At 59.8% G+C, this 19467-nt stretch carries 17 protein-coding genes and 4 tRNA genes; 13 read left to right on the forward strand and 8 right to left on the reverse strand.

The genetic code is table 11. The features are described from left to right. Positions 1–99: 99 nt before the first annotated feature. The 4 genes from TAN611_RS00655 to TAN611_RS00670 all read left to right on the forward strand — a co-directional run bounded on the left by TAN611_RS00655 (position 100) and on the right by TAN611_RS00670 (position 598). Positions 100–176: transfer RNA gene (locus TAN611_RS00655), tRNA-Arg, on the forward strand. A 59-nt stretch (positions 177–235) separates the two neighbouring features. Next, a tRNA-His gene (locus tag TAN611_RS00660) sits at positions 236–311 on the forward strand. A 48-nt stretch (positions 312–359) separates the two neighbouring features. Next, positions 360–446, forward strand: a tRNA-Leu gene (locus TAN611_RS00665). Between the two features lie 75 nt (positions 447–521). Next, positions 522–598: transfer RNA gene (locus TAN611_RS00670), tRNA-Pro, on the forward strand. 1075 nt (positions 599–1673) lie between these two features. Here the strand turns inward: TAN611_RS00670 and hemY are convergent. Genes hemY through hemC form a run of 4 tightly spaced genes read right to left on the reverse strand, consistent with a single transcriptional unit; the run spans position 1674 to position 5700 of the window. Continuing rightward, a complete protein-coding gene (hemY, locus tag TAN611_RS00675) occupies positions 1674–2867 on the reverse strand; it encodes a protoheme IX biogenesis protein HemY (RefSeq protein WP_203067096.1) in 1194 nt (397 codons plus the stop codon). A gap of 3 nt (positions 2868–2870) precedes the next feature. Then, entirely contained in the window at positions 2871–3998 is a 1128-nt protein-coding gene (gene hemX / locus TAN611_RS00680) for a uroporphyrinogen-III C-methyltransferase (protein WP_197950246.1), read from the reverse strand. A 23-nt stretch (positions 3999–4021) separates the two neighbouring features. Beyond that, complete coding sequence (gene hemD / locus TAN611_RS00685) at positions 4022–4762, reverse strand: uroporphyrinogen-III synthase (protein ID WP_105229337.1); 741 nt, start codon at positions 4760–4762, stop codon at positions 4022–4024. Then, a complete protein-coding gene (hemC, locus tag TAN611_RS00690) occupies positions 4759–5700 on the reverse strand; it encodes a hydroxymethylbilane synthase (protein ID WP_203067097.1) in 942 nt (313 codons plus the stop codon). The genes hemD and hemC overlap by 4 nt, the downstream gene beginning before the upstream one ends. A 316-nt stretch (positions 5701–6016) precedes the next feature. Here hemC and TAN611_RS00695 point away from each other — a divergent pair, with 316 nt between their 5' ends. Further along, positions 6017–8572: a class I adenylate cyclase gene (locus TAN611_RS00695; protein ID WP_187043820.1), complete on the forward strand. Its 2556-nt coding sequence runs from the start codon at positions 6017–6019 to the stop codon at positions 8570–8572. A 37-nt stretch (positions 8573–8609) separates the two neighbouring features. On the opposite strand, the gene cyaY is transcribed toward TAN611_RS00695, so the two are convergent. Continuing rightward, a complete protein-coding gene (gene cyaY / locus TAN611_RS00700) occupies positions 8610–8930 on the reverse strand; it encodes an iron donor protein CyaY (RefSeq protein WP_105229341.1) in 321 nt (106 codons plus the stop codon). Positions 8931–9057: 127 nt separating this feature from the next. Between cyaY and TAN611_RS00705 the strand changes: the two genes are divergently transcribed. The 6 genes from TAN611_RS00705 (at position 9058) to uvrD (ending at position 14718) form a co-directional block, all read left to right on the forward strand. After that, positions 9058–9258 carry a lipoprotein gene (locus TAN611_RS00705; RefSeq protein ID WP_281354970.1) on the forward strand — a complete coding sequence of 67 codons (201 nt, stop codon included), beginning with the start codon at positions 9058–9060 and terminating at the stop codon, positions 9256–9258. A 72-nt stretch (positions 9259–9330) separates the two neighbouring features. Beyond that, positions 9331–10155 (forward strand): diaminopimelate epimerase, encoded by an 825-nt coding sequence (gene dapF / locus TAN611_RS00710; RefSeq protein WP_105229343.1) that lies wholly within the window; start codon positions 9331–9333, stop codon positions 10153–10155. Beyond that, positions 10152–10856, forward strand: a complete 705-nt coding sequence (locus TAN611_RS00715; RefSeq protein ID WP_105229344.1) for a DUF484 domain-containing protein — start codon at positions 10152–10154, stop codon at positions 10854–10856. Before dapF ends, TAN611_RS00715 begins: the two co-directional genes overlap by 4 nt. After that, positions 10853–11764 (forward strand): tyrosine recombinase XerC, encoded by a 912-nt coding sequence (xerC, locus tag TAN611_RS00720; protein ID WP_105229345.1) that lies wholly within the window; start codon positions 10853–10855, stop codon positions 11762–11764. Before TAN611_RS00715 ends, xerC begins: the two co-directional genes overlap by 4 nt. After that, entirely contained in the window at positions 11764–12480 is a 717-nt protein-coding gene (gene yigB, locus TAN611_RS00725) for a 5-amino-6-(5-phospho-D-ribitylamino)uracil phosphatase YigB (RefSeq protein WP_111736214.1), read from the forward strand. Before xerC ends, yigB begins: the two co-directional genes overlap by 1 nt. Positions 12481–12555: 75 nt before the next feature. Beyond that, positions 12556–14718, forward strand: coding sequence for a DNA helicase II (gene uvrD / locus TAN611_RS00730; protein ID WP_105229347.1), 2163 nt, complete (start codon positions 12556–12558; stop codon positions 14716–14718). A 20-nt stretch (positions 14719–14738) separates the two neighbouring features. Here the strand turns inward: uvrD and TAN611_RS00735 are convergent, their stop codons facing one another. Next, positions 14739–15212 carry a WbuC family cupin fold metalloprotein gene (locus TAN611_RS00735; protein ID WP_197950242.1) on the reverse strand — a complete coding sequence of 158 codons (474 nt, stop codon included), beginning with the start codon at positions 15210–15212 and terminating at the stop codon, positions 14739–14741. A 513-nt stretch (positions 15213–15725) separates the two neighbouring features. Here TAN611_RS00735 and corA point away from each other — a divergent pair. Further along, positions 15726–16676, forward strand: coding sequence for a magnesium/cobalt transporter CorA (gene corA / locus TAN611_RS00740; RefSeq protein WP_105229350.1), 951 nt, complete (start codon positions 15726–15728; stop codon positions 16674–16676). A gap of 131 nt (positions 16677–16807) precedes the next feature. Continuing rightward, a complete protein-coding gene (locus TAN611_RS00745; protein ID WP_105229351.1) occupies positions 16808–17872 on the forward strand; it encodes an AbrB family transcriptional regulator in 1065 nt (354 codons plus the stop codon). Here the strand turns inward: TAN611_RS00745 and rarD are convergent. Then, positions 17864–18751 (reverse strand): EamA family transporter RarD, encoded by an 888-nt coding sequence (gene rarD / locus TAN611_RS00750; protein ID WP_203067098.1) that lies wholly within the window; start codon positions 18749–18751, stop codon positions 17864–17866. The two genes, TAN611_RS00745 and rarD, sit on opposite strands and share 9 nt — an antisense overlap. 63 nt (positions 18752–18814) lie before the next feature. Continuing rightward, a complete protein-coding gene (locus tag TAN611_RS00755; RefSeq protein ID WP_111736217.1) occupies positions 18815–19285 on the reverse strand; it encodes a thioesterase family protein in 471 nt (156 codons plus the stop codon). Positions 19286–19467: the final 182 nt, after the last annotated feature.

Genomic DNA, 19467 nt, shown 5'->3' on the forward strand with positions numbered 1-19467 from the left:
TAGGAGTGAGCAAAGCGTAATCAAACGCAACATTTCTGCGAAAAAGCACTAGACAGGATTGCTTTAAATCCGTAGTATCCCCACCCGCAACGGCGCTACGCGCCCGTAGCTCAGCTGGATAGAGCGCTGCCCTCCGGAGGCAGAGGTCTCAGGTTCGAATCCTGTCGGGCGCGCCATTTAGTTTGTGCGCAAGAGCTGCGGTGGTATGATTACCGCGTGAAGTAGTAAAGAAATGGTGGCTATAGCTCAGTTGGTAGAGCCCTGGATTGTGATTCCAGTTGTCGTGGGTTCGAGTCCCATTAGCCACCCCACTTTACCCTAGGGGTAGAGTAGAAGATAAAAAGCTGTTTTGTGACCGTGCGAAGGTGGCGGAATTGGTAGACGCGCTAGCTTCAGGTGTTAGTGTTCTTACGGACGTGAGGGTTCAAGTCCCTCTCTTCGCACCACACAAAACGTCATGTAAATCTTAACGATTACATGGACATGGGCTTTAAAATCTTGTAGTATCAGCACCACAGAATCGGCGAGTAGCGCAGCTTGGTAGCGCAACTGGTTTGGGACCAGTGGGTCGGAGGTTCGAATCCTCTCTCGCCGACCAATTCGAAAAACCTGCTTTTTAAAGCAGGTTTTTTTTCGTCTGTAGTTTATCCTCCGCCTGCCATCTTTTCCGTGTCCATCCGCCGCATCCACCCGCTGTTTAGACCGTGGGCATGCCCGCTATTTGTCTGCCGTTGGTTTTTAGCGACAACAGAAGGGCCGCCTGTCGTCGGTGAGAGACACGCAATGCATTGAAAAATAATATAAAAAATAACTTTACCTTAAGTCGTCGTTTTTTGGCGACAGGCGGGCCGATGGCCGCGATGACGGGATGGATAGGCACCGGCCGCAGGGTGATAGGAAAGTTAAAAATAAACCTTTTGAATTCAGGTGATTAAATTTATTTTTTACAAGACTGACGCCAGAATGGGAGAGTTGGCACGCGAAGTGCAATATCTATAGCGTAGATGCTCATTCCACTTCTTATGTTCGCCCTAGGCCTCATAAACCCTGGGAATGACGCAGAGCCGATTTAGGGTGCCTATTGCCCACCAGAACGATGAAAGCCTCGCTTGCGACGCCGACATCACACTGCGGGCACAACGTTGAGTGAGGCACCACCCCTGTTGTCCTAGACCTGATTGCTTCTTTATGCACTTGCCGGACCGGCAAGTGTTTTTTTTTGCCCATACCCGTCATACTTCAAGCTGCAGGTGCGTTGGCTGCGCTCAGTCACCCGAATCACTGACCAGAGTCAGCTCATCGGGATTCCTTCCCTTGCCGCCTTCCTGCAACTTGAATTATTTAGGGTATCTACCCGCCATACTTAAAACAGCAGATGCGTTGGCCGCGCTCAGTCACCTGAATCACTGACCAGAGTCAGCTCATCGGGATTCCTTCCCTTGCCGCCTTCCTGCAACTTGAATTATTTAGGGTATCTACCCGCCATACTTAAAACAGCAGATGCGTTGGCTGCGCTCAGTCACCCGAATCACTGACCTGAGTCAGCTCATCGGGATTCCTTCCCTTGCCGCCTTCCTGCAACTCGAATTATTTAGGGCATATTGCCGCGTAAAGGGACGCGGGCGAAAAAAAGCGTGGCCGTAGCCACGCTTTGTTCAGCGGTTTATCCGGCGTTATTCGCCGTTTTGCCGCAGGGTCAGCATCAGGCCTTCACGGCGCATTTGTGCTGCCTCCTCGGAGCGGTGCAGCTTTTCCAGTACGTCGGCCAGCCAGGCATAGTCATAGGCATCCGGACGCTGTTTCAGCGCTTCTTTGAAGGCGTCGTTGGCCTGTTGCCATTCACCGTGCTTCATCAGCAGCTGACCCAGCGTGCTGTTAAGCAGCGGCGTGGCGCCATGCTGTTTGATCTGCTGACGCAGCGCTTTTTCCAACTGCTCCGGGTTGCCGGATTTGATGCGCGGAATCAACAGAACCAGGCGCTCGTCATACTGGCGTTTCAGGCCGTCGAGGACGATCTCCTGCGCCATTTCATGATCGTTGCATTCGATCAGGTGCTCCACCATGGCGATCTGCAGCGGTACTTCATGGCGTACTTTGCGGCTTTGATTCTTCCACCAGCGTTTCAGACCGTCGCTGCCTTCCTCCGCCATCGCCTGGTTCATCAGGCCGAGATAGGCCTGCTGTTGCAGCGCCTGCAGTTTCTCTTCGTCATGCAGCTTGATTTTGCTCATCGACGGCAGGATTTCCAGCAGAGAAGCGTAAGCGCCGGTGCGCAGGTAGGCCTGCTCCGCCAGACGCAGCACTTCCGGGTGGCGCGGCGCCTGATTCAGCAGACGATCGACACCGTGGCGCGCGGCATGTATTTCACCCTGCGCCAGCTGAATGCGTACGCGGGTAATGTCGACCGGCAGCTGGTCGGTGTCTGCCGCTTCGGCGGCGCGTTCCAGATACTGGTTGGTGCGGAACTCGTCGCCGCGCTGCTGTGCCGCTTCTGCCGCCAGCAGGTAGTTCACCACCGGCTGTTCGGCATGATCGGCATTGCGCGTCAGCAACTGTTCGACCTGTTTATGGTCACCTTCCGCCAGCTTAATCAGCGCCGCTTTGGTTTGCGCGCGCGCGCGGCTGCGTTTACGGCCGAGGAACCAGCCGCGGGTGCGGGCGCCGGTACGGAAAATGCGGCGCAGGATCCATTCGATAATAAACAGCGCCACAAACAGCAGAATGCCCATGATCACCAGACCGGTGACGCTGGTTTCAATGTTGTAGTTGTCGGTCTGGATCAGGACATAGCCCTGATGACCGGCCAGCATCGGCCCGAGCACCACGCTGGCGATCAGCACCAGAAACAGGAATAACACGCGTAACATGGCTTATCCCTCCTGGTGAGTGGCGGCAGCGCCTTGCGCCAGCAGATTGCGTACCCGGGTCTGCATCAGTTTTTCCAGCAGCGGCTGGCTCTTCAGCTGATCCGGCACGTCCATCGATACGGACTGCTGGCTCAGGGCGTCAAGCTCTTCCAGGAAGGCTTTGGTGGCCGGATCGCTGGTATCGAAATAGGCGCGCACCCAGGTAGAGATGGTTTCCAGCGACTGCTTATACACTTCGTTCTGATGGCGCGGCACCGCCTGGGCGGCGACCAGCAGGCGGGAGCGGATATTTTCGCGCAGGTAGATGTCCTGATTCGGCGCCAGCAGCGGCTCTGCGCCGGTGTCGCGGCGGCGGATGGTAATGAAGTTGGCCATAAAGTTATGCCAGGACTTGCTCAGGTTCTGTCGCCATTCGCTCAGCGAGGCGGACAGTTCGCCGCTGTCTTCATCCATCGGCGCTTCGTCGCTGTCGTTATCTGCCAGGCGCAGGTTGTCGACCTGGTTAGACAGCTGGTTCACCTTCAGAATGATGCCGTCAAAATCGACCTGGGACAGGGTGGACAGCCCGCTGATATCTTCGGTAATGGCGCGACGCACGTTCATCAGGCTGGGATCGTTCATATCCGCCAGGCTGGCATCGGCGCTTTTCAGCAGGGTGGCGGCGGTGGTCACGTCCTGATCGCTCCACAGCTTGCGGCCCGCCATTTTGACCAGGAAGTCGGCCTGCGCCAACAGCCAGGTTTTGGCGTCGCTGCCGGAAATGGTGGCGACTTTTTCCTGCAGTTCGCTGAGCTGACGCGCCAGCGAGGTCTGCTCGCGGTCAGCGGCATCGAGGGTTTTACCCTGCTGCTGCAGCAACCCTTCCAGCGCGCTCTTCTCCTGCTGCTGGCTCTGCTTCAGATCCGCCAGCTGTTGCTGCAGAGACTGGTTTGCCGCAATCAGCTGCTGTGCCTGTCGGTGTGTGTGGTAGTAACCGCCGGCGGCCAGCGCAATAACCAGCACGATGGCGATCGCGCCGAGCACCGGGCCGCTGTTTTTACTTTTACGGCTGCCGGTCTCTGGCTGTTGGGGACTCTCAACCGCCTGGTTGTTCTCTTCAACCGGTGCGGATGGGGTATTTTGTTCCGTCATAGTGGCGCATCCCATTGTCAGGTTTATTGTAGCGCGCGTAGCAGCGCGTCATTATCGGCATTTTCAGCTACCCGAATGCTGCTCCAGCCCAGTTCCCGGGCCAGGGTAGCCAGACGTTCGCTGACCACTACCAGGCGGCAACGCAGCAGCCATAAAGAACGGTAGTAATCAGGAACTAAAGTATACAACTGTTGTAACATTTCACCGCTGGTGACCACCAGCGTATCAATGCCCACGCGTTGCCAGTGGGCGCTCTGTTCCGCGCCGTCATAATGGACGGGACTGCGCTGGTAACATTCATAATAGCTGACATTGGCGCCGCGCTCGCGCAGCGTATCGCCGAGCAGCTCGCGTCCGCCGTTGCCGCGCAGGATCAGCGCCTGCTTGCCCGTCAGTTTTTGCAGCGCGGGTAATAATAGTAGCGTTTCGCTGATTTCGCGCTCGTGCGGATAGTCCACCGGCAGGCTGGTGATGCGGTGCAGCGCCAGCGCGGTGGTGCGCCCGATGGCGTAATAGGCGGGCTGGGCCGGCCAGGCGATGCCCGTGCGCCCGATCACCGAGTCGGCGTAATTCACCGCGTGCTGCGACAGGACGAACACCAAATCGCCGGCGCTCAGGTTGTGCAGCGCCGACGCCAGCCGCGGCAAATCGGCACCGGGGGCGAAATCAATCAGCGGGGCATGATAGGCAACCCGGCCGAGCGCGCGCAGCCGGCTGACCAGTTGCTCCCCGGAGGGGGAAGGGCGGGTTACCAAAATCGTCATGCCGGCGGATTCCCCTGATACACGTCCTGCAGGATTTCACGGGCGCCGTTGGCCAGCAGCTCTTCCGCCAGCGAGACGCCCATTTGCTGCGCCTGCGCCGCCGGGCCGCGGCGTTCGCCGCGCACCATCTGGCTGCCGTCCGGCGCGCCGACCAGTGCGCGCAGCCACAGCGTGTCGCCATCCAGCTCGGCATAGCTGCCGATCGGCACCTGACAGCCGCCTTCCAGGCGGGTGTTCATGGCGCGTTCAGCGCTGACGCGCAGGGCGGTCGCCTCATCGTTCAGCGGCGCCAGCAGCGCGCGGGTCACCTCGTCATCCAGCCGGCATTCGATGCCGACAGCGCCCTGACCGACGGCCGGCAGGGATTCTTCCGGGCTCATCGCTCTGCGGATGCGCTGCTCCAGCCCCAGCCGCTTCAGGCCGGCGACCGCCAGAATAATGGCGTCATACTCGCCGTTATCCAGTTTGGACAGGCGGGTGCCGACGTTGCCGCGCAGATCGCGCACGATCAGATCGGGACGACGTTGGCGCAGCTGACACTGGCGACGCAGGCTGGAGGTGCCGACCACGCTGCCCTGCGGCAGTTGGTCGAGGGATTCGAAACGGTTTGATACAAATGCGTCGCGCGGATCGTCACGCTCGCAAATGGTCACCAAACCCAGCCCCTGCGGGAATTCTACCGGCACGTCTTTCATCGAGTGCACGGCGATATCGGCGCGGCCTTCCAGCAGCGCCAGCTCAAGTTCTTTGACAAACAAACCCTTACCGCCGACTTTCGCCAGCGGCGTATCCAGAATGATGTCGCCGCGCGTCACCATCGGCACCAGCTCTACCTGCAGGCCGGGGTGGCTGTCCATCAGGCGTTGCTGCACATAGTGCGCCTGCCAGAGCGCCAGAGGGCTTTGTCGGGTGGCAATTCGAATAATTTTGTCTAACATGCTTGTTACCGTTTTTATATTTCGCCAGCCATCCTACCACTGAGGACGAAAACTGTCAGTGCAAGAAGGAAGGGGGCCAGAAAAGGACAACGGAATCAACAGGACGTGTGATGTGTTTTGGGCAGTTAACACCGCGGATACGTCGTTTAGGGTGAGGCGATAATAAGTGTGTCGCGTTACTTTCTTTACGGTCAATCAGCAAGGTGTTAAATTGATCACGTTTCCAGCAATAAGTCGTCAAATACTCTTTCTAACCTAACGACGCTTATGGAATACGGGTTTTTTTCTAAGCACCGGGATAATCAGGCGAGACGTCTTGTACCTTTATATCGAGACATTGAAGCAGAGACTGGATGCGATCAACCAACTACGTGTCGATCGCGCCCTGGCGGCCATGAAACCTGCCTTTCAACGGGTATACAGTCTGCTGCCTACCTTACTGCACCACCACCACCCGCTGATGCCGGGTTACCTGAATGGTAACGTTCCCCATGGCATTTGCCTCTACACGCCTGATGAAAACCAACAATCTTATCTGCACGATCTGGAAGACAAGTGGGGTAGTCCGTTTGAAACGCTGGCCAGCGGCGAACTGCCGATCACCGGCGTTTACTCCATGGGCAGCACCTCCTCGATCGGGCAGAGCTGCAGTTCGGATCTGGATATCTGGGTCTGCCACCAATCCTGGCTTGATAACGAAGAGCGTAATCGCCTGCAGCAAAAATGCAGCCTGCTGGAGAAGTGGGCGGCCTCGATGGGCGTGGAAGTCAGCTTCTTCCTGATCGACGAAAACCGCTTCCGCCATAATGAAAGCGGCAGCCTGGGCGGTGAAGACTGCGGTTCTACGCAGCATATCCTGTTGCTTGACGAGTTTTACCGTACCGCCGTGCGCCTGGCCGGCAAACGCATCCTGTGGAATATGGTGCCGTGCGAAGAAGAAGCGCATTACGATGAATATGTGCTGTCGCTGTACGCGCAGGGTGCGCTGACGCCGAACGAGTGGCTGGATCTCGGCGGGCTTGGCACGCTGTCGGCGGAAGAGTACTTCGGCGCCAGCCTGTGGCAGCTGTATAAAAGCATCGACTCGCCGTATAAGGCAGTGTTGAAAACCCTGCTGCTGGAAGCTTACTCCTGGGAATACCCGAACACGCAGCTGTTGGCGACGGGTATCAAACAGCATCTGCACGAGGGTGAGATCGTCTGCTTCGGTCTGGATGCCTACTGTATGATGCTGGAGCGCGTCACCCGCTATCTGACGCAGATTAACGACACCACCCGCCTCGATTTGGTCCGCCGCTGTTTCTACCTGAAAGTGTGTGAAAAACTGTCTCATCCGCAGACCAGCGTCGGCTGGCGGCGGGAGATCCTCAGCCAACTGGTCAGCGAGTGGGGCTGGGACCAGGAACGGCTGGCGATGCTGGATAACCGCGCCAACTGGAAGATCGAACGGGTACGCGAAGCGCATAACGAGCTGCTGGATGCGATGATGCAAAGCTACCGCAACCTGATTCGCTTTGCGCGCCGCAACAACCTCAGCGTCAGCGCCAGCCCGCAGGACATCGGCGTGCTGACGCGCAAGCTGTACGCCGCCTTTGAGGCGCTGCCGGGCAAGGTAACGCTGGTGAATCCGCAGATTTCGCCGGACCTGTCAGAAGGCGATCTCACCTTTATCCACGTGCCGATCGGCCGCGCCAACCGCACCGGCTGGTACCTGTACAATCAGGCGCCGGCGATGGACTCCATCGTCAGCCATCAGCCGCTGGAATATAACCGCTACCTGAACAAGCTGGTGGCCTGGGCCTATTTCAACGGCCTGCTGACGTCGCGTACGCGGCTGCATATCAAGAGCGCCAACCTGTGCGACAGCGAGAAACTGCAGGAGCTGGTGGCCGACGTGTCGCACAGCTTCCCGCTGCGCCTGCCGGCGCCAACGCCGAAAGCGTTGTACAGCCCGTGTGAAATCCGCCATCTGGCGATTATCGTCAATCTGGAAAACGACCCGACCGCCGCCTTCCGCAATCAGGTGGTGCACTTTGATTTCCGCAAGCTGGATGTCTTCAGCTTCGGCCAGCAGCAGCAGTGTCTGGTCGGCAGTATCGATCTGCTGTACCGCAACTCGTGGAACGAAGTGCGTACGCTGCATTTCAGCGGTGAACAGTCAGTGCTGGAAGCGCTGAAAACCATTCTGGGCAAAATGCACCAGGATGCGTCGCCGCCGGAGTCGGTGGAAGTGTTCTGCTATAGTCAGCATCTGCGCGGGCTGATCCGCACCCGTATTCAGCAACTGGTCTCCGAATGCATCGAGCTGCGCCTGTCCAGCACGCGGCTGGAGCCGGGCCGCTTCAAGGCGGTGCGTGTGGCCGGCCAGACCTGGGGCCTGTTCTTCGAACGTCTGAGCGTCTCGGTGCAGAAGCTGGAAAACGCGGTGGAATTTTACGGCGCGATTTCCAACAACAAGCTGCACGGCCTGTCGATCAAGGTGGAAACCGATCAGGTGCATCTGCCGCCGGTGGTGGACGGCTTCGCCAGCGAAGGGATTATTCAGTTCTTCTTTGAGGACGCCAAGGACGATCAGGGCTTTAATATCTACATTCTGGATGAGTCAAACCGCGTTGAGGTGTATCACCACTGCGAAGGCAGCAAGGAAGAACTGGTACGCGACGTCAGCCGTTTCTACTCCTCCTCGCACGACCGTTTCACCTATGGCTCCAGCTTTATCAACTTCAACCTGCCGCAGTTCTATCAGATCGTGCAGATCGACGATCGCACACAGGTGATCCCGTTTCGCAGCAACGCGCTGTCCAACCTGTGCGTTACCGTCAGCGACGGCGCCGCCGCGCAGCCGCTGAAGCAACAATATCAACTGCACTGATAACGTCAGGCGCGCTCCTTCGCACCCGTGATGACGGTCAGGCGAATTCGATCGTCTCGCCGGCCTGCTGCGTCGCCGCCTCGCTCAACAGTTGGGAGAATGACCAGCCGCTGCGGTCGCATAGCCAGGTGCCGTCGCGGTAGTCGAAGTGATAGCCGCCGGATTTGGTCGCCAGCCAGACCTGATGCAGCGGCTCCTGACGGTTGATGACGATCTTACTGCCGTTCTCGAAAGTCAGCGTCATCACGCCGGCGTTGGTTTCGTAATCGATGTCCGCATCGCCGTCAAAATTATCCAGCGTTTGCTCAATATCCTGCATCAGCTGGTCGGCCAACTGGTGAAACTCACTGTCGTTCATATTCGATTCCTATTGCTTTTCATGATCCACCTGCGATTATATACCCTTCATACTTGCCGCCTTGCTGCAACGCCGATTATTTTGGCTATGGCAGGCTCGGACGCATAAATTACAGGCATTAATGCAAATGAAAAAACAACTACGCTATGCGCTGCTGGCGGTTCTGGTCGCCGGTCTCTCTGGTTGCGGTCTGAAAGGCCCGCTGTACTTCCCTGATGATGCGAAAGGCGAGAAGACGGCGCAGCCGGTACAAACCGGCGATCAGGTGCAGAAAAATCAGCAGGAAGCCGCCGGCTCTCAGCAAAAACCGTCGATGAGCGCCGAATAACGCGCTGCACGGCGGAGGCGAGCGCCGCCGTGAATGACCGACGGCTAGCGCGTCCAGAAAGCGGAGTATGATATGCAGTTCTCCAAAATGCACGGTCTGGGCAACGACTTTATGGTGGTCGATGCCGTGACACAGAATGTCTATTTTTCCCCGGAGCTGATTCGCCGGCTGTCTGATCGGCATCTGGGCATCGGTTTTGACCAGATGCTGGTGGTGGAACCGCCTTACGATCCGGAACTGGATTTCCATTATCGCATCTTCAATGCCGACGGCAGCGAAGTGGCGCAGTGCGGCAACGGCGCGCGCTGTTTTGCCCGTTTTGTGCGGCTGAAAGGGCTGACCAATAAGCGCGATATCCGCGTCAGCACCCAAACCGGCCGCATGGTGCTCAGCGTGACCGACGACGATCGGGTATGCGTTAATATGGGCGAGCCTAACTTTGAACCGCAGGCGGTGCCGTTCCGCGCCGCCAAGGCGGAGAAGACCTATATCATGCGAGCGGCCGAGCACACGGTGCTGGCCGGCGTGGTATCGATGGGCAACCCGCATTGTGTTTTGCAGGTGGATGATGTAAAAACCGCCAAAGTGGAACTGCTTGGCCCGGTGCTGGAAAACCACGAACGTTTTCCGGAGCGCGCCAATATCGGCTTTATGCAGGTGGTCAGCCGCGAGCATATTAAGCTGCGCGTTTACGAGCGCGGCGCCGGTGAAACGCAGGCTTGCGGCAGCGGCGCCTGCGCCGCCGTGGCAGTAGGGATTCAACAGGAATTGCTGTCAGAAGAGGTGCATGTGGAACTGCCGGGCGGCAGTCTGCACATACGCTGGAAAGGGCCGGGCACGCCGCTGTTTATGACCGGCCCGGCCACCCATGTTTATGACGGATTTATTCATCTATGAAAAGCGTTGAGGACCAGGCCGTCGCAGCCATTGCGCTTGATGACGACGCCGTAATGCAGTACCTGCAGCAGAACCCGGATTTCTTTATGCGCAATGCGCGCCAGGTTGAGCAGATGCGCGTGCCCCACCCGGTGCGCGGCACCGTATCGCTGGTGGAGTGGCATCTGGCGCGACAGCGCAACCATATTGACCGGCTGGAAGAAGAGATTACGCTGCTGATGGAGCAGGCCAGCGCCAATGAAAACCTGTTTGGCCGGCTGCTGCATCTGCAGGCCAACCTGGCCACCGCCGACAGCCTGCAGGATATGCTCAATCGCCTGCAGCGCTGGGCGCGCGGCTTCGGGCTGGCCGGTGCCAACATCCGCCTGTTCAGCGATCGCTGGCAGATCGGCGCGCCGTCGGACTTTACCCACCTGGGCATTGCGCGCTCGGCATTTGAACCGCTGCGCATTCAGCGCCTGGGGGATGACCACCACTTTCTCGGCAGCCTGAACGGCCCGGAACTGCTGCTGTTGCTGCCGCAGGCCAAACAGGTCGGCTCGGTGGCGCTGTCGCTGCTGGGCGAGGACGGCGATTTGGGTATGGTGATCTTCAGCAGTCGTGACACGCAGCACTATCAGCCGGGTATGGGCACCGTAATGTTGGCCCAGCTGGCGCGCATGCTGCCGGAACTGCTGGAACGCTGGATCGAACGCGCATGACGGGCCCAGCGGCCGGCCTGCAACCGCCGGTGGACGCTTTTCTGCGCTACCTGAAAGTGGAACGCCAGCTCAGTCCGCTGACCCAGATTAACTACTCCCGCCAGCTGCAGGCGCTGTGCTCGTTGGCCGGCGGGCTGGGCGTCAGCGCCTGGTCGCAGCTGGATGCGGCGCTGGTGCGGCAACTGGTGGCCCGCAGCAAGCGGGCGGGGCTGCATGCCGCCAGCCTGGCGCTGCGTCTCTCCGCACTGCGCAGTTTCCTCGACTGGCAGGTGAGCCAGGGGCAGCTGCCTGCCAACCCGGCGAAGGGCATCCGCACGCCGCGCAGCGGCCGCCATTTGCCGAAAAATATCGACGTCGACGAAGTGAGCCAACTGCTGGAGATCGACGTCAACGACCCGCTGGCGGTGCGCGACCGCGCGATGCTGGAAGTGATGTACGGCGCCGGACTGCGTCTGGCGGAGCTGGTGGGGCTGGACTGCCGGCACCTCGATCTGGCCGCCGGCGAGATCTGGGTGATGGGGAAAGGCAGCAAGGAGCGCAAGCTGCCGATCGGCCGCACCGCCGTCACCTGGCTGGAACGCTGGCTGGCGATGCGCGATCTGTTCGCGCCGGGCGACGATGCGGTATTTCTCTCCAATCAGGGCAAGCGCATCTCCACGCGCAATGTGCAAAAGCGCTTTGCCGAGTGGGGCGTCAAACAGGGCGTCAGCAGCCACATTCACCCGCACAAGCTGCGCCACTCCTTTGCCACCCACGTGCTGGAATCCAGCGGCGATCTGCGCGCGGTGCAGGAGCTGCTGGGGCATGCCAACCTGACCACCACGCAAATCTACACCCACCTCGACTTTCAACACCTGGCCAACGTGTATGATGCGGCGCATCCACGCGCCAAACGGGGGAAATCCTGATGCATTTTTACCGGCCGCTGCGCCCGCTGGCGGCGCTGACGTTCGATCTGGACGATACGCTGTACGACAACCGCCCGGTGATCGTTGAGACGGAGCGGCAGTCGGTGGCCTTTTTACAAGATTACCATCCGGGGCTGAAAGACTTTCAGTCGGCGGATTTTCACCGCCTGCGGCAGGAGCTGCGCGCCCATGAGCCGGAAATTTACCATGACGTCACCCGCTGGCGCTGGCGGGCCATCCACCTGGCGCTGAGCCGGCAGGGGCTGGCGGAAGGCGACGCGGCGGAAGGAGCTGACGCCGCCATGCGGCACTTTGCCGACTGGCGCAGCCGCATTGAGGTGCCGGCGGCCACCCACGCCACGCTGAAGGCGCTGGGTGCGCGTTACCCGCTGGTGGCGATCACCAACGGCAACGTCGATCCGGCGCGCTGCGGCCTGGACGGTTATTTCCGCTTTGTGTTGCGTTCTGGGCCGGACGGCCGCGCCAAGCCCTATCAGGATATGTATCAGCTGGCCGCCGAACGGCTGGCGATCGCGCCCGCGCATATTTTGCACGTGGGCGATGACCTGACCACCGACGTAGCGGGAGCGCTGCGCGCCGGTTTTCAGGCCTGCTGGATCAATGACCGCCGGCGCAGCCTGATGCAGGCCGCCGACAGCCGTTTGCTGCCACATATTGAGGTTTCGCAGTTGGCATCGCTGACAGCGTTGTTATAATCCCTCCATAACTCTGTATAAATTCACAGTGAAAGCCGCGCCGGCGCGGTTTTCCCTTACCACGTAATGGTGCCTATGGACGTTTCCGACCTGCTCAACAGCATGAATGACAAACAACGTGAAGCCGTGGCGGCGCCACGCAGCAACCTGTTGGTGCTGGCGGGCGCGGGAAGCGGCAAAACCCGGGTGCTGGTGCATCGCATCGCCTGGCTGCTGGCGGTAGAGAACTGCTCGCCGTATTCGATTATGGCGGTCACCTTCACCAACAAGGCGGCGGCGGAGATGCGTCACCGTATCGAGCAACTGATCGGCACCAGCCAGGGCGGCATGTGGATCGGCACCTTCCACGGCCTGGCGCACCGTCTGCTGCGCGCCCACCATATGGACGCCAACCTGCCGCAGGACTTCCAGATTCTCGACAGTGAGGATCAGCTGCGGTTGCTCAAACGCATTATCCGCGCGCTGAACGTGGACGAGAAACAGTGGCCGCCGCGTCAGGCGATGTGGTACATCAACGGCAAAAAAGATGACGGCCTGCGTCCGCAGCATATTGAAAGCTATGGCAATCCGGTGGAAGCCACCTGGCTGCGTATCTATCAGGCCTATCAGGAGGCCTGCGATCGCGCCGGGCTGGTGGACTTTGCCGAGCTGCTGCTGCGCGCCCACGAGCTGTGGCTGAACAAGCCGCACATCCTCAACCATTACCGCGATCGCTTCACTAACATCCTGGTGGACGAATTCCAGGATACCAACCGCATTCAGTACGCCTGGATCCGCCTGCTGGCGGGCGACCGGGCCAATGTGATGATCGTCGGCGACGACGACCAGTCGATCTACGGTTGGCGCGGTGCGCAGGTGGAGAATATTCAGCGCTTCCTGAAAGACTTTCCGGGCGCCGAAACCATCCGTCTGGAGCAGAACTACCGTTCGACCAGCAATATCCTCAAGGCCGCCAACACGCTGATCGCCAATAACGACGGCCGCATGGGGAAAAACCTGTGGACCGAAGGGGCGGAAGGGGAGCCGATTTCGCTGTACTGCGCGTTCAACGAGCTGGATGAAGCCCGCTTTGTGGTCAACCGCATCAAAACCTGGCAGGAAAACGGCGGCGCGCTGAACGACTGCGCAATCCTCTACCGCAGCAACGCCCAGTCGCGCGTGCTGGAAGAGGCGCTGCTGCAAACCGCCATGCCGTACCGCATTTACGGCGGCATGCGCTTCTTCGAGCGGCAGGAGATCAAAGATGCGCTGGCCTACCTGCGTCTGATCGCCAACCGTAACGACGATGCGGCGTTTGAACGCGTGGTGAACACGCCGACGCGCGGCATCGGCGACCGTACGCTGGACGTGGTGCGCCAGACGGCGCGCGACCGCCAGCTGACGCTGTGGCAGGCCACGCGCGCGCTGCTGCAGGACAAAGTCCTGGCCGGACGCGCCGCCTCCGCCCTGCAGCGCTTCACCGAGCTGGTGGATTCGCTGGCGCATGAAACCGCGGATATGCCGCTGCACGTGCAGACCGATCGGGTGATCCGCGACTCCGGCCTGTTCCTCATGTATGAGCAGGAAAAGGGTGAAAAGGGCCAGGCGCGGATCGAAAACCTGGAGGAACTGGTGACGGCGACGCGCCAGTTCAGCTATCAGGATGAAGATCAGGATTTAATGCCGCTGCAGGCATTTTTATCGCACGCGGCGCTGGAGGCCGGTGAAGGGCAGGCCGACGCCTATCAGGACGCGGTGCAGCTGATGACGCTGCACTCGGCCAAAGGGCTGGAGTTCCGCCAGGTGTTTATCGTCGGCGTGGAAGAGGGCATGTTCCCCAGCCAGATGTCGCTGGAAGAGGGCGGCCGGCTGGAAGAAGAACGCCGTCTGGCCTACGTCGGCCTGACGCGGGCGATGGAAAAGCTGACGCTGACCTACGCCGAGACGCGCCGGCTGTACGGCAAGGAAGTGTACCACCGGCCATCGCGCTTTATCGGCGAGATCCCGGAGGAGTGCGTGGAGGAAGTGCGGCTGCGCGCCAGCGTGTCGCGGCCGGTGAAACACCAGCGTATGGGCACGCCAATCAGCGAGAACGATACCGGCTACAAACTGGGTCAGCGGGTGCGCCATCCGAAGTTCGGCGAAGGCACCATCGTCAATCTGGAAGGCAGCGGCGAGCACAGTCGGCTGCAGATTGCTTTCCAGGGCGAAGGAATCAAATGGCTGGTGGCGGCCTACGCCAAGCTGGAGACGCCGTAATCCCCCGGCGCCCGGCGGCCTCAGCCCGGGTAGCGGTCGCCTTCCTGTGCGGTCGCGTACCAGCGCAATACCGCCTCAATGCCGTCGCCGCCTTCGGGCGGCGCCCAGCGCATGCAGTCTTCCGCCGTTAACGGCTGATACGGCCCCGGCTTCACCTCGAACAGCACCCCGCCGGTATCGACCGACAGCACGGTATGCCAGACGTTGGCAGGCATTTCCAGCAGCCGGTTCTCTTCGCCCAGCATAATGCGCCGGATCACCGCGCCGTGGTCGTCAAATTGCAGCACCACAAAGCGGCCGCGCAGCGGCGTCAGCAGCTCCCAGCTTTGCGGGTGGCGGTGCGGGCGAATATAGGTGCCCGGCTCCATGGCAATGGTCATTCTCTGCACCGGCTCATTGATATCGTCATGCAGCAGGTGGTGGGTGCGCAGGCGCGGCAGTTGGGCGGCCTGCTCGCCCATGGTGTTCATCTGTTGTTGGGTTATCAATTTCATTAAGGAAATCCGCAAGCTATCGATGTAGTGATTCTAGCAACTTTCCCGGCGCGGGGCGTTGCGCGCGGTCATTTCTTTGCGCCGGCACGCGGATTTTTATGGCATTGTCATCGTGGTGAATTGTTGGGTATTTATCCTGTTTAACGTGTTGACAGGCTTTTTCCTCTCGGCGTAACATGCGCGCACGATTATCAATGAGGACATTCGCCTTGGACACACCCAGTAGATGCTGGCTCACTGACCTGGATCCCAACAGGTACAACTTCTAAGGCTATCCCATTACGCTGATAGCCTTCGTGGTTGTCGGCGACCCCTCCGTGCGTCGCTCTGAGTCAGATCTCTTTATGGTCTGAAACGAGCGTGGCCTGTGTGCCTCCCCCGTTTCTGTGCTTCAACGCGTTGTCTGCCTAAAATGATGTGAGTTGCATCAGTGGGTTTGGGCGTTCTGTCGCCCGGGATGATGCAACTCCAATGAATGCAGGGTATCCCCTCACCATTAGGGAGTTTTAGCACATGCTAAGCGCTTTCAAATTAGATAACAGCCGCTTGTCCCGCCTCGAGCTGGATGAGGCAGAAGACCTGACCACCTCACTGTGGGTAGACCTGGTCGAGCCGGAAGAAAGCGAGCGCGACCGTGTGCAACATGAGCTGGGACAAAGCCTGGCCACCCGTCCGGAACTGGACGACATCGAGGCCTCGGCGCGTTTTTTTGAAGACGAAGACGGTCTGCACATCCACTCCTTCTTCTATTTCGAAGATGCGGAAGATCACGCCGGCAACTCCACCGTGGCATTCACCATCCGTGACGGCCGACTGTATACGCTGCGCGAGCGCGAGCTGCCGGCGTTTCGCCTGTACCGCATGCGTGCCCGTAATCAGATGATGGTGGATGGCAACGCCTATGAACTGCTGCTGGATCTGTTTGAAACCAAAATTGAACAGCTGGCGGACGAAATTGAGAATATTTACAGCGATCTGGAAAAGCTCAGCCGGGTGATAATGGAAGGGCATCAGGGCGATGAGTACGACGAGGCGCTGTCGACGCTGGCGGAGCTGGAAGACATCGGCTGGAAGGTGCGCCTGTGTCTGATGGATACCCAGCGCGCGCTGAATTTTCTGGTGCGTAAGGCGCGGCTGCCGACCGGCCAGCTGGAGCAGGCGCGTGAGGTGCTGCGCGATATCGAATCCCTGCTGCCGCACAATGAGTCGCTGTTCCAGAAGGTGAACTTCCTGATGCAGGCGGCAATGGGCTTTATCAATATCGAACAGAACCGCATCATCAAGATCTTCTCGGTGGTGTCGGTGGTGTTCCTGCCGCCGACGCTGGTGGCCTCCAGCTACGGCATGAACTTCGAATTTATGCCGGAGCTGAGGTGGTCGTTTGGCTATCCGGGTGCGATCAGCCTGATGATTCTGGCCGGCCTGGCACCGTACCTGTACTTTAAGCGTAAGAACTGGCTGTAAGCCGGTGCGCTTCCCGGCCTGCCGGCGTCAAGCCGCAGGCCGGGGCGGCGTAGCGCCTGCCGTATCGTGATTTCACGCCGTTAGCCTGCTAAGATAATTCCCTGCAAAATTATTTGAAGGCAATCCTTCCCATGGAGAGGTTCCCCGCGGTACTGCAATGGCTGATCCTGCTGCTGGCGTCGCTGGCGCTGGGCTTCGCCCTGCTGGCGTTCCATATTCCCGCCGCCCTGTTGCTGGGGCCGATGATCGTTGGCGTGACCATGGGGCTGCTGGGCGCGTCGGTACGCATTCCTAAACCGCTGTTTATCGGCGCGCAGGCCGTGCTGGGCTGCATGATCGCCCAAAGTCTGTCCCCTTCCATTCTGACGCCGCTGCTGGCCGACTGGCCGCTGATTTTACTGGTATTGCTGGCGACGCTGCTGGCCAGCGCCATCTCCGGCTGGTGTCTGGTGCGCTTTAGCGATCTGCCCGGCCCGACCGGCGCCTGGGGCGCGTCGCCCGGCGGCGCCTCGGCGATGGTCGCCATGGCCGGCGACTTCGGCGCGGACGTGCGTTTGGTGGCGTTTATGCAGTATCTGCGCGTACTGTTTGTCGCCACGGCGGCGGCGGTAGTGGCGCGTATCGGTCTGGGGGATGAAGCGGGGCAGAGCAGCGCCGCATTGGTCTGGTTCCCGCCGCTGGACTGGCGCTTTCTGGCGACGCTGGCGGTGGCGGCCGCAGGCGCCTGGCTGGGGCCGCGGCTGCGTATTCCTTCGGGAGCGCTGCTGCTGCCGATGATTATCGGTGCCGCGCTGCACTCCAGCGGCGCGATGGCGCTGCAGATCCCGGAATGGCTGCTGGCGCTGGCCTATACGCTGATTGGCTGGAGCGTGGGGTTGCGTTTCACCCGGCCGATCCTGTTGCTGGCGATGCGTACGCTGCCGCAGATGCTGGTGTCCATCGCCGCGCTGATGCTGTTTTGCGGCCTGCTGGCGTGGATGCTGACCTGTTTCCTGCCGGTAGACATGATGACCGCCTACCTGGCCACCAGTCCCGGCGGGCTGGATACGGTGGCGATTATCGCCGCCGGCAGTCGGGTGGATATGTCATTTGTGATGGCGCTGCAGACGCTGCGGCTGTTCACCATCCTGCTGACCGGGCCGGCGATCGCGCGTTTTATTTCCAACCACGCGACGCCGGCCTCCAGCTCATCGTAGCTTGCGCTGGGTGTACAGGGCGTCGAGGGTAAACAGCACCAGTGCGGCCCAGATAAAGCCGAAGGTCACCAGTTTATCCTGACCGACGGTTTCCCCGTAGAAGGTGACCGCCAGCAGGAACATCAGCGTCGGGCCGAGATACTGGAAAAAGCCCAGCGTCGACAGACGCAGACGGGTGGCGGCGGCGGTGAAGAACAGCAACGGCACGGTGGTGACGATGCCGGCGGCGACCAGCAGCAGGTTCAGTGACCAGGGGTTGGCGCCGAGATGGCTGGTGGCGCTGTCGGCGATAAAGAACAGATAAACGGCGGCGACCGGCAGCAGCCACAGCGTCTCAATCAGCATACCGGTTTGCGCGTCGATGTCGATTTTCTTGCGCAGCAGGCCGTAAAACGCAAAGCTGAACGCCAGCCCCAGCCCGATAACCGGCAATGAGCCGAACTGCCACAGCTGCACCAGCACGCCGGTAAACGCCAGGGCGACCGCCACCCACTGCATCCGGCGGAAACGCTCGCCGAGAAATAGCACCCCCAGCAATACGTTCACCAGCGGGTTGATGAAGTAGCCCAGGCTGGCTTCCAGCATATGGTGATTATTCACCGCCCAGATAAACAGCAGCCAGTTGCCGCCGACCAGCAGCGCGGTGAGCGCCAGCAGCAGCAGGCGCTTGCGGTTGGCGCAGGCGGCGCGCACCTTCGGCCAGTTACGCCCCAGCGTCACCAGCGCCAGCATAAAGAAAAACGACCAGATAATCCGGTGGGTAAGGATTTCGTCGGCCGGTACTTGCTGGATAAGTTTGAAATAGGCCGGGGCGATGCCCCAAATAAAATAGGCGGCCAGGGCAAAGAAGATGCCCTGACGCGTTTGCTGTGCGTCCATGACGTGACCTGGAGGTAAGGGTTCGGATACGGTGAGTGTACTGAAGACGCTCACCGGGCACAATCAGCCAACCAGATAGGTGGCGGTGGCGCTAGCGATATGCAGGCCGTCGTTGTTATGCAGCTCGACGCGGGCGACGGCCACCTTGTTGCCGCTGCGCAGCACCGAGGCGGAGGCGATGAAATGTTCGCCGCGGCCGGGGCGCAGATAGTCGACGCGCAGGTCGATGGTGCCCATGCGCGACAGGCGCGCCGCCAGCTCCTCTTCAATCAGCGATTCCTGACGCATCAGCACGCTGCCGACGCATGCCAACCCGGCGGCGACGTCCAGCACCGAGGCGATCACGCCGCCGTGCAGGATCTTCTGCGCGGCGTTGCCTACCAGTTTGTGCTGATTGGTAAAGGTCAGTTCGACGCCGTCGTCGTCAAAATGGCGCAGCTCCAATCCCAGCTCGCGGTTAAACGGCATGTGATAAACAAAGATTTCGCCAATTTTCTGGCGAGCGGCTTCCGTTGTAAGAGGCATGGTCGACATAATGGTGATTCTTCTTATTGATAGATGGGTTTAGGATACTGGTCAGTCCAGGTTAATGACTTGTTGATTTTATGCTTAACCTTTGTTGCTTTCCAGACTATTCCAATAAAAGCGCCCCGGACTGCTGTAAACGCTGCTTTGTGTGTAAAATGGCCTGTTTTTATTTCAGGGTGTGTTTTTAT

Source organism: Serratia sp. Tan611 (assembly GCF_905188235.1).
Classification (GTDB): Bacteria; Pseudomonadota; Gammaproteobacteria; order Enterobacterales; family Enterobacteriaceae; genus Serratia_B; species Serratia_B rhizosphaerae.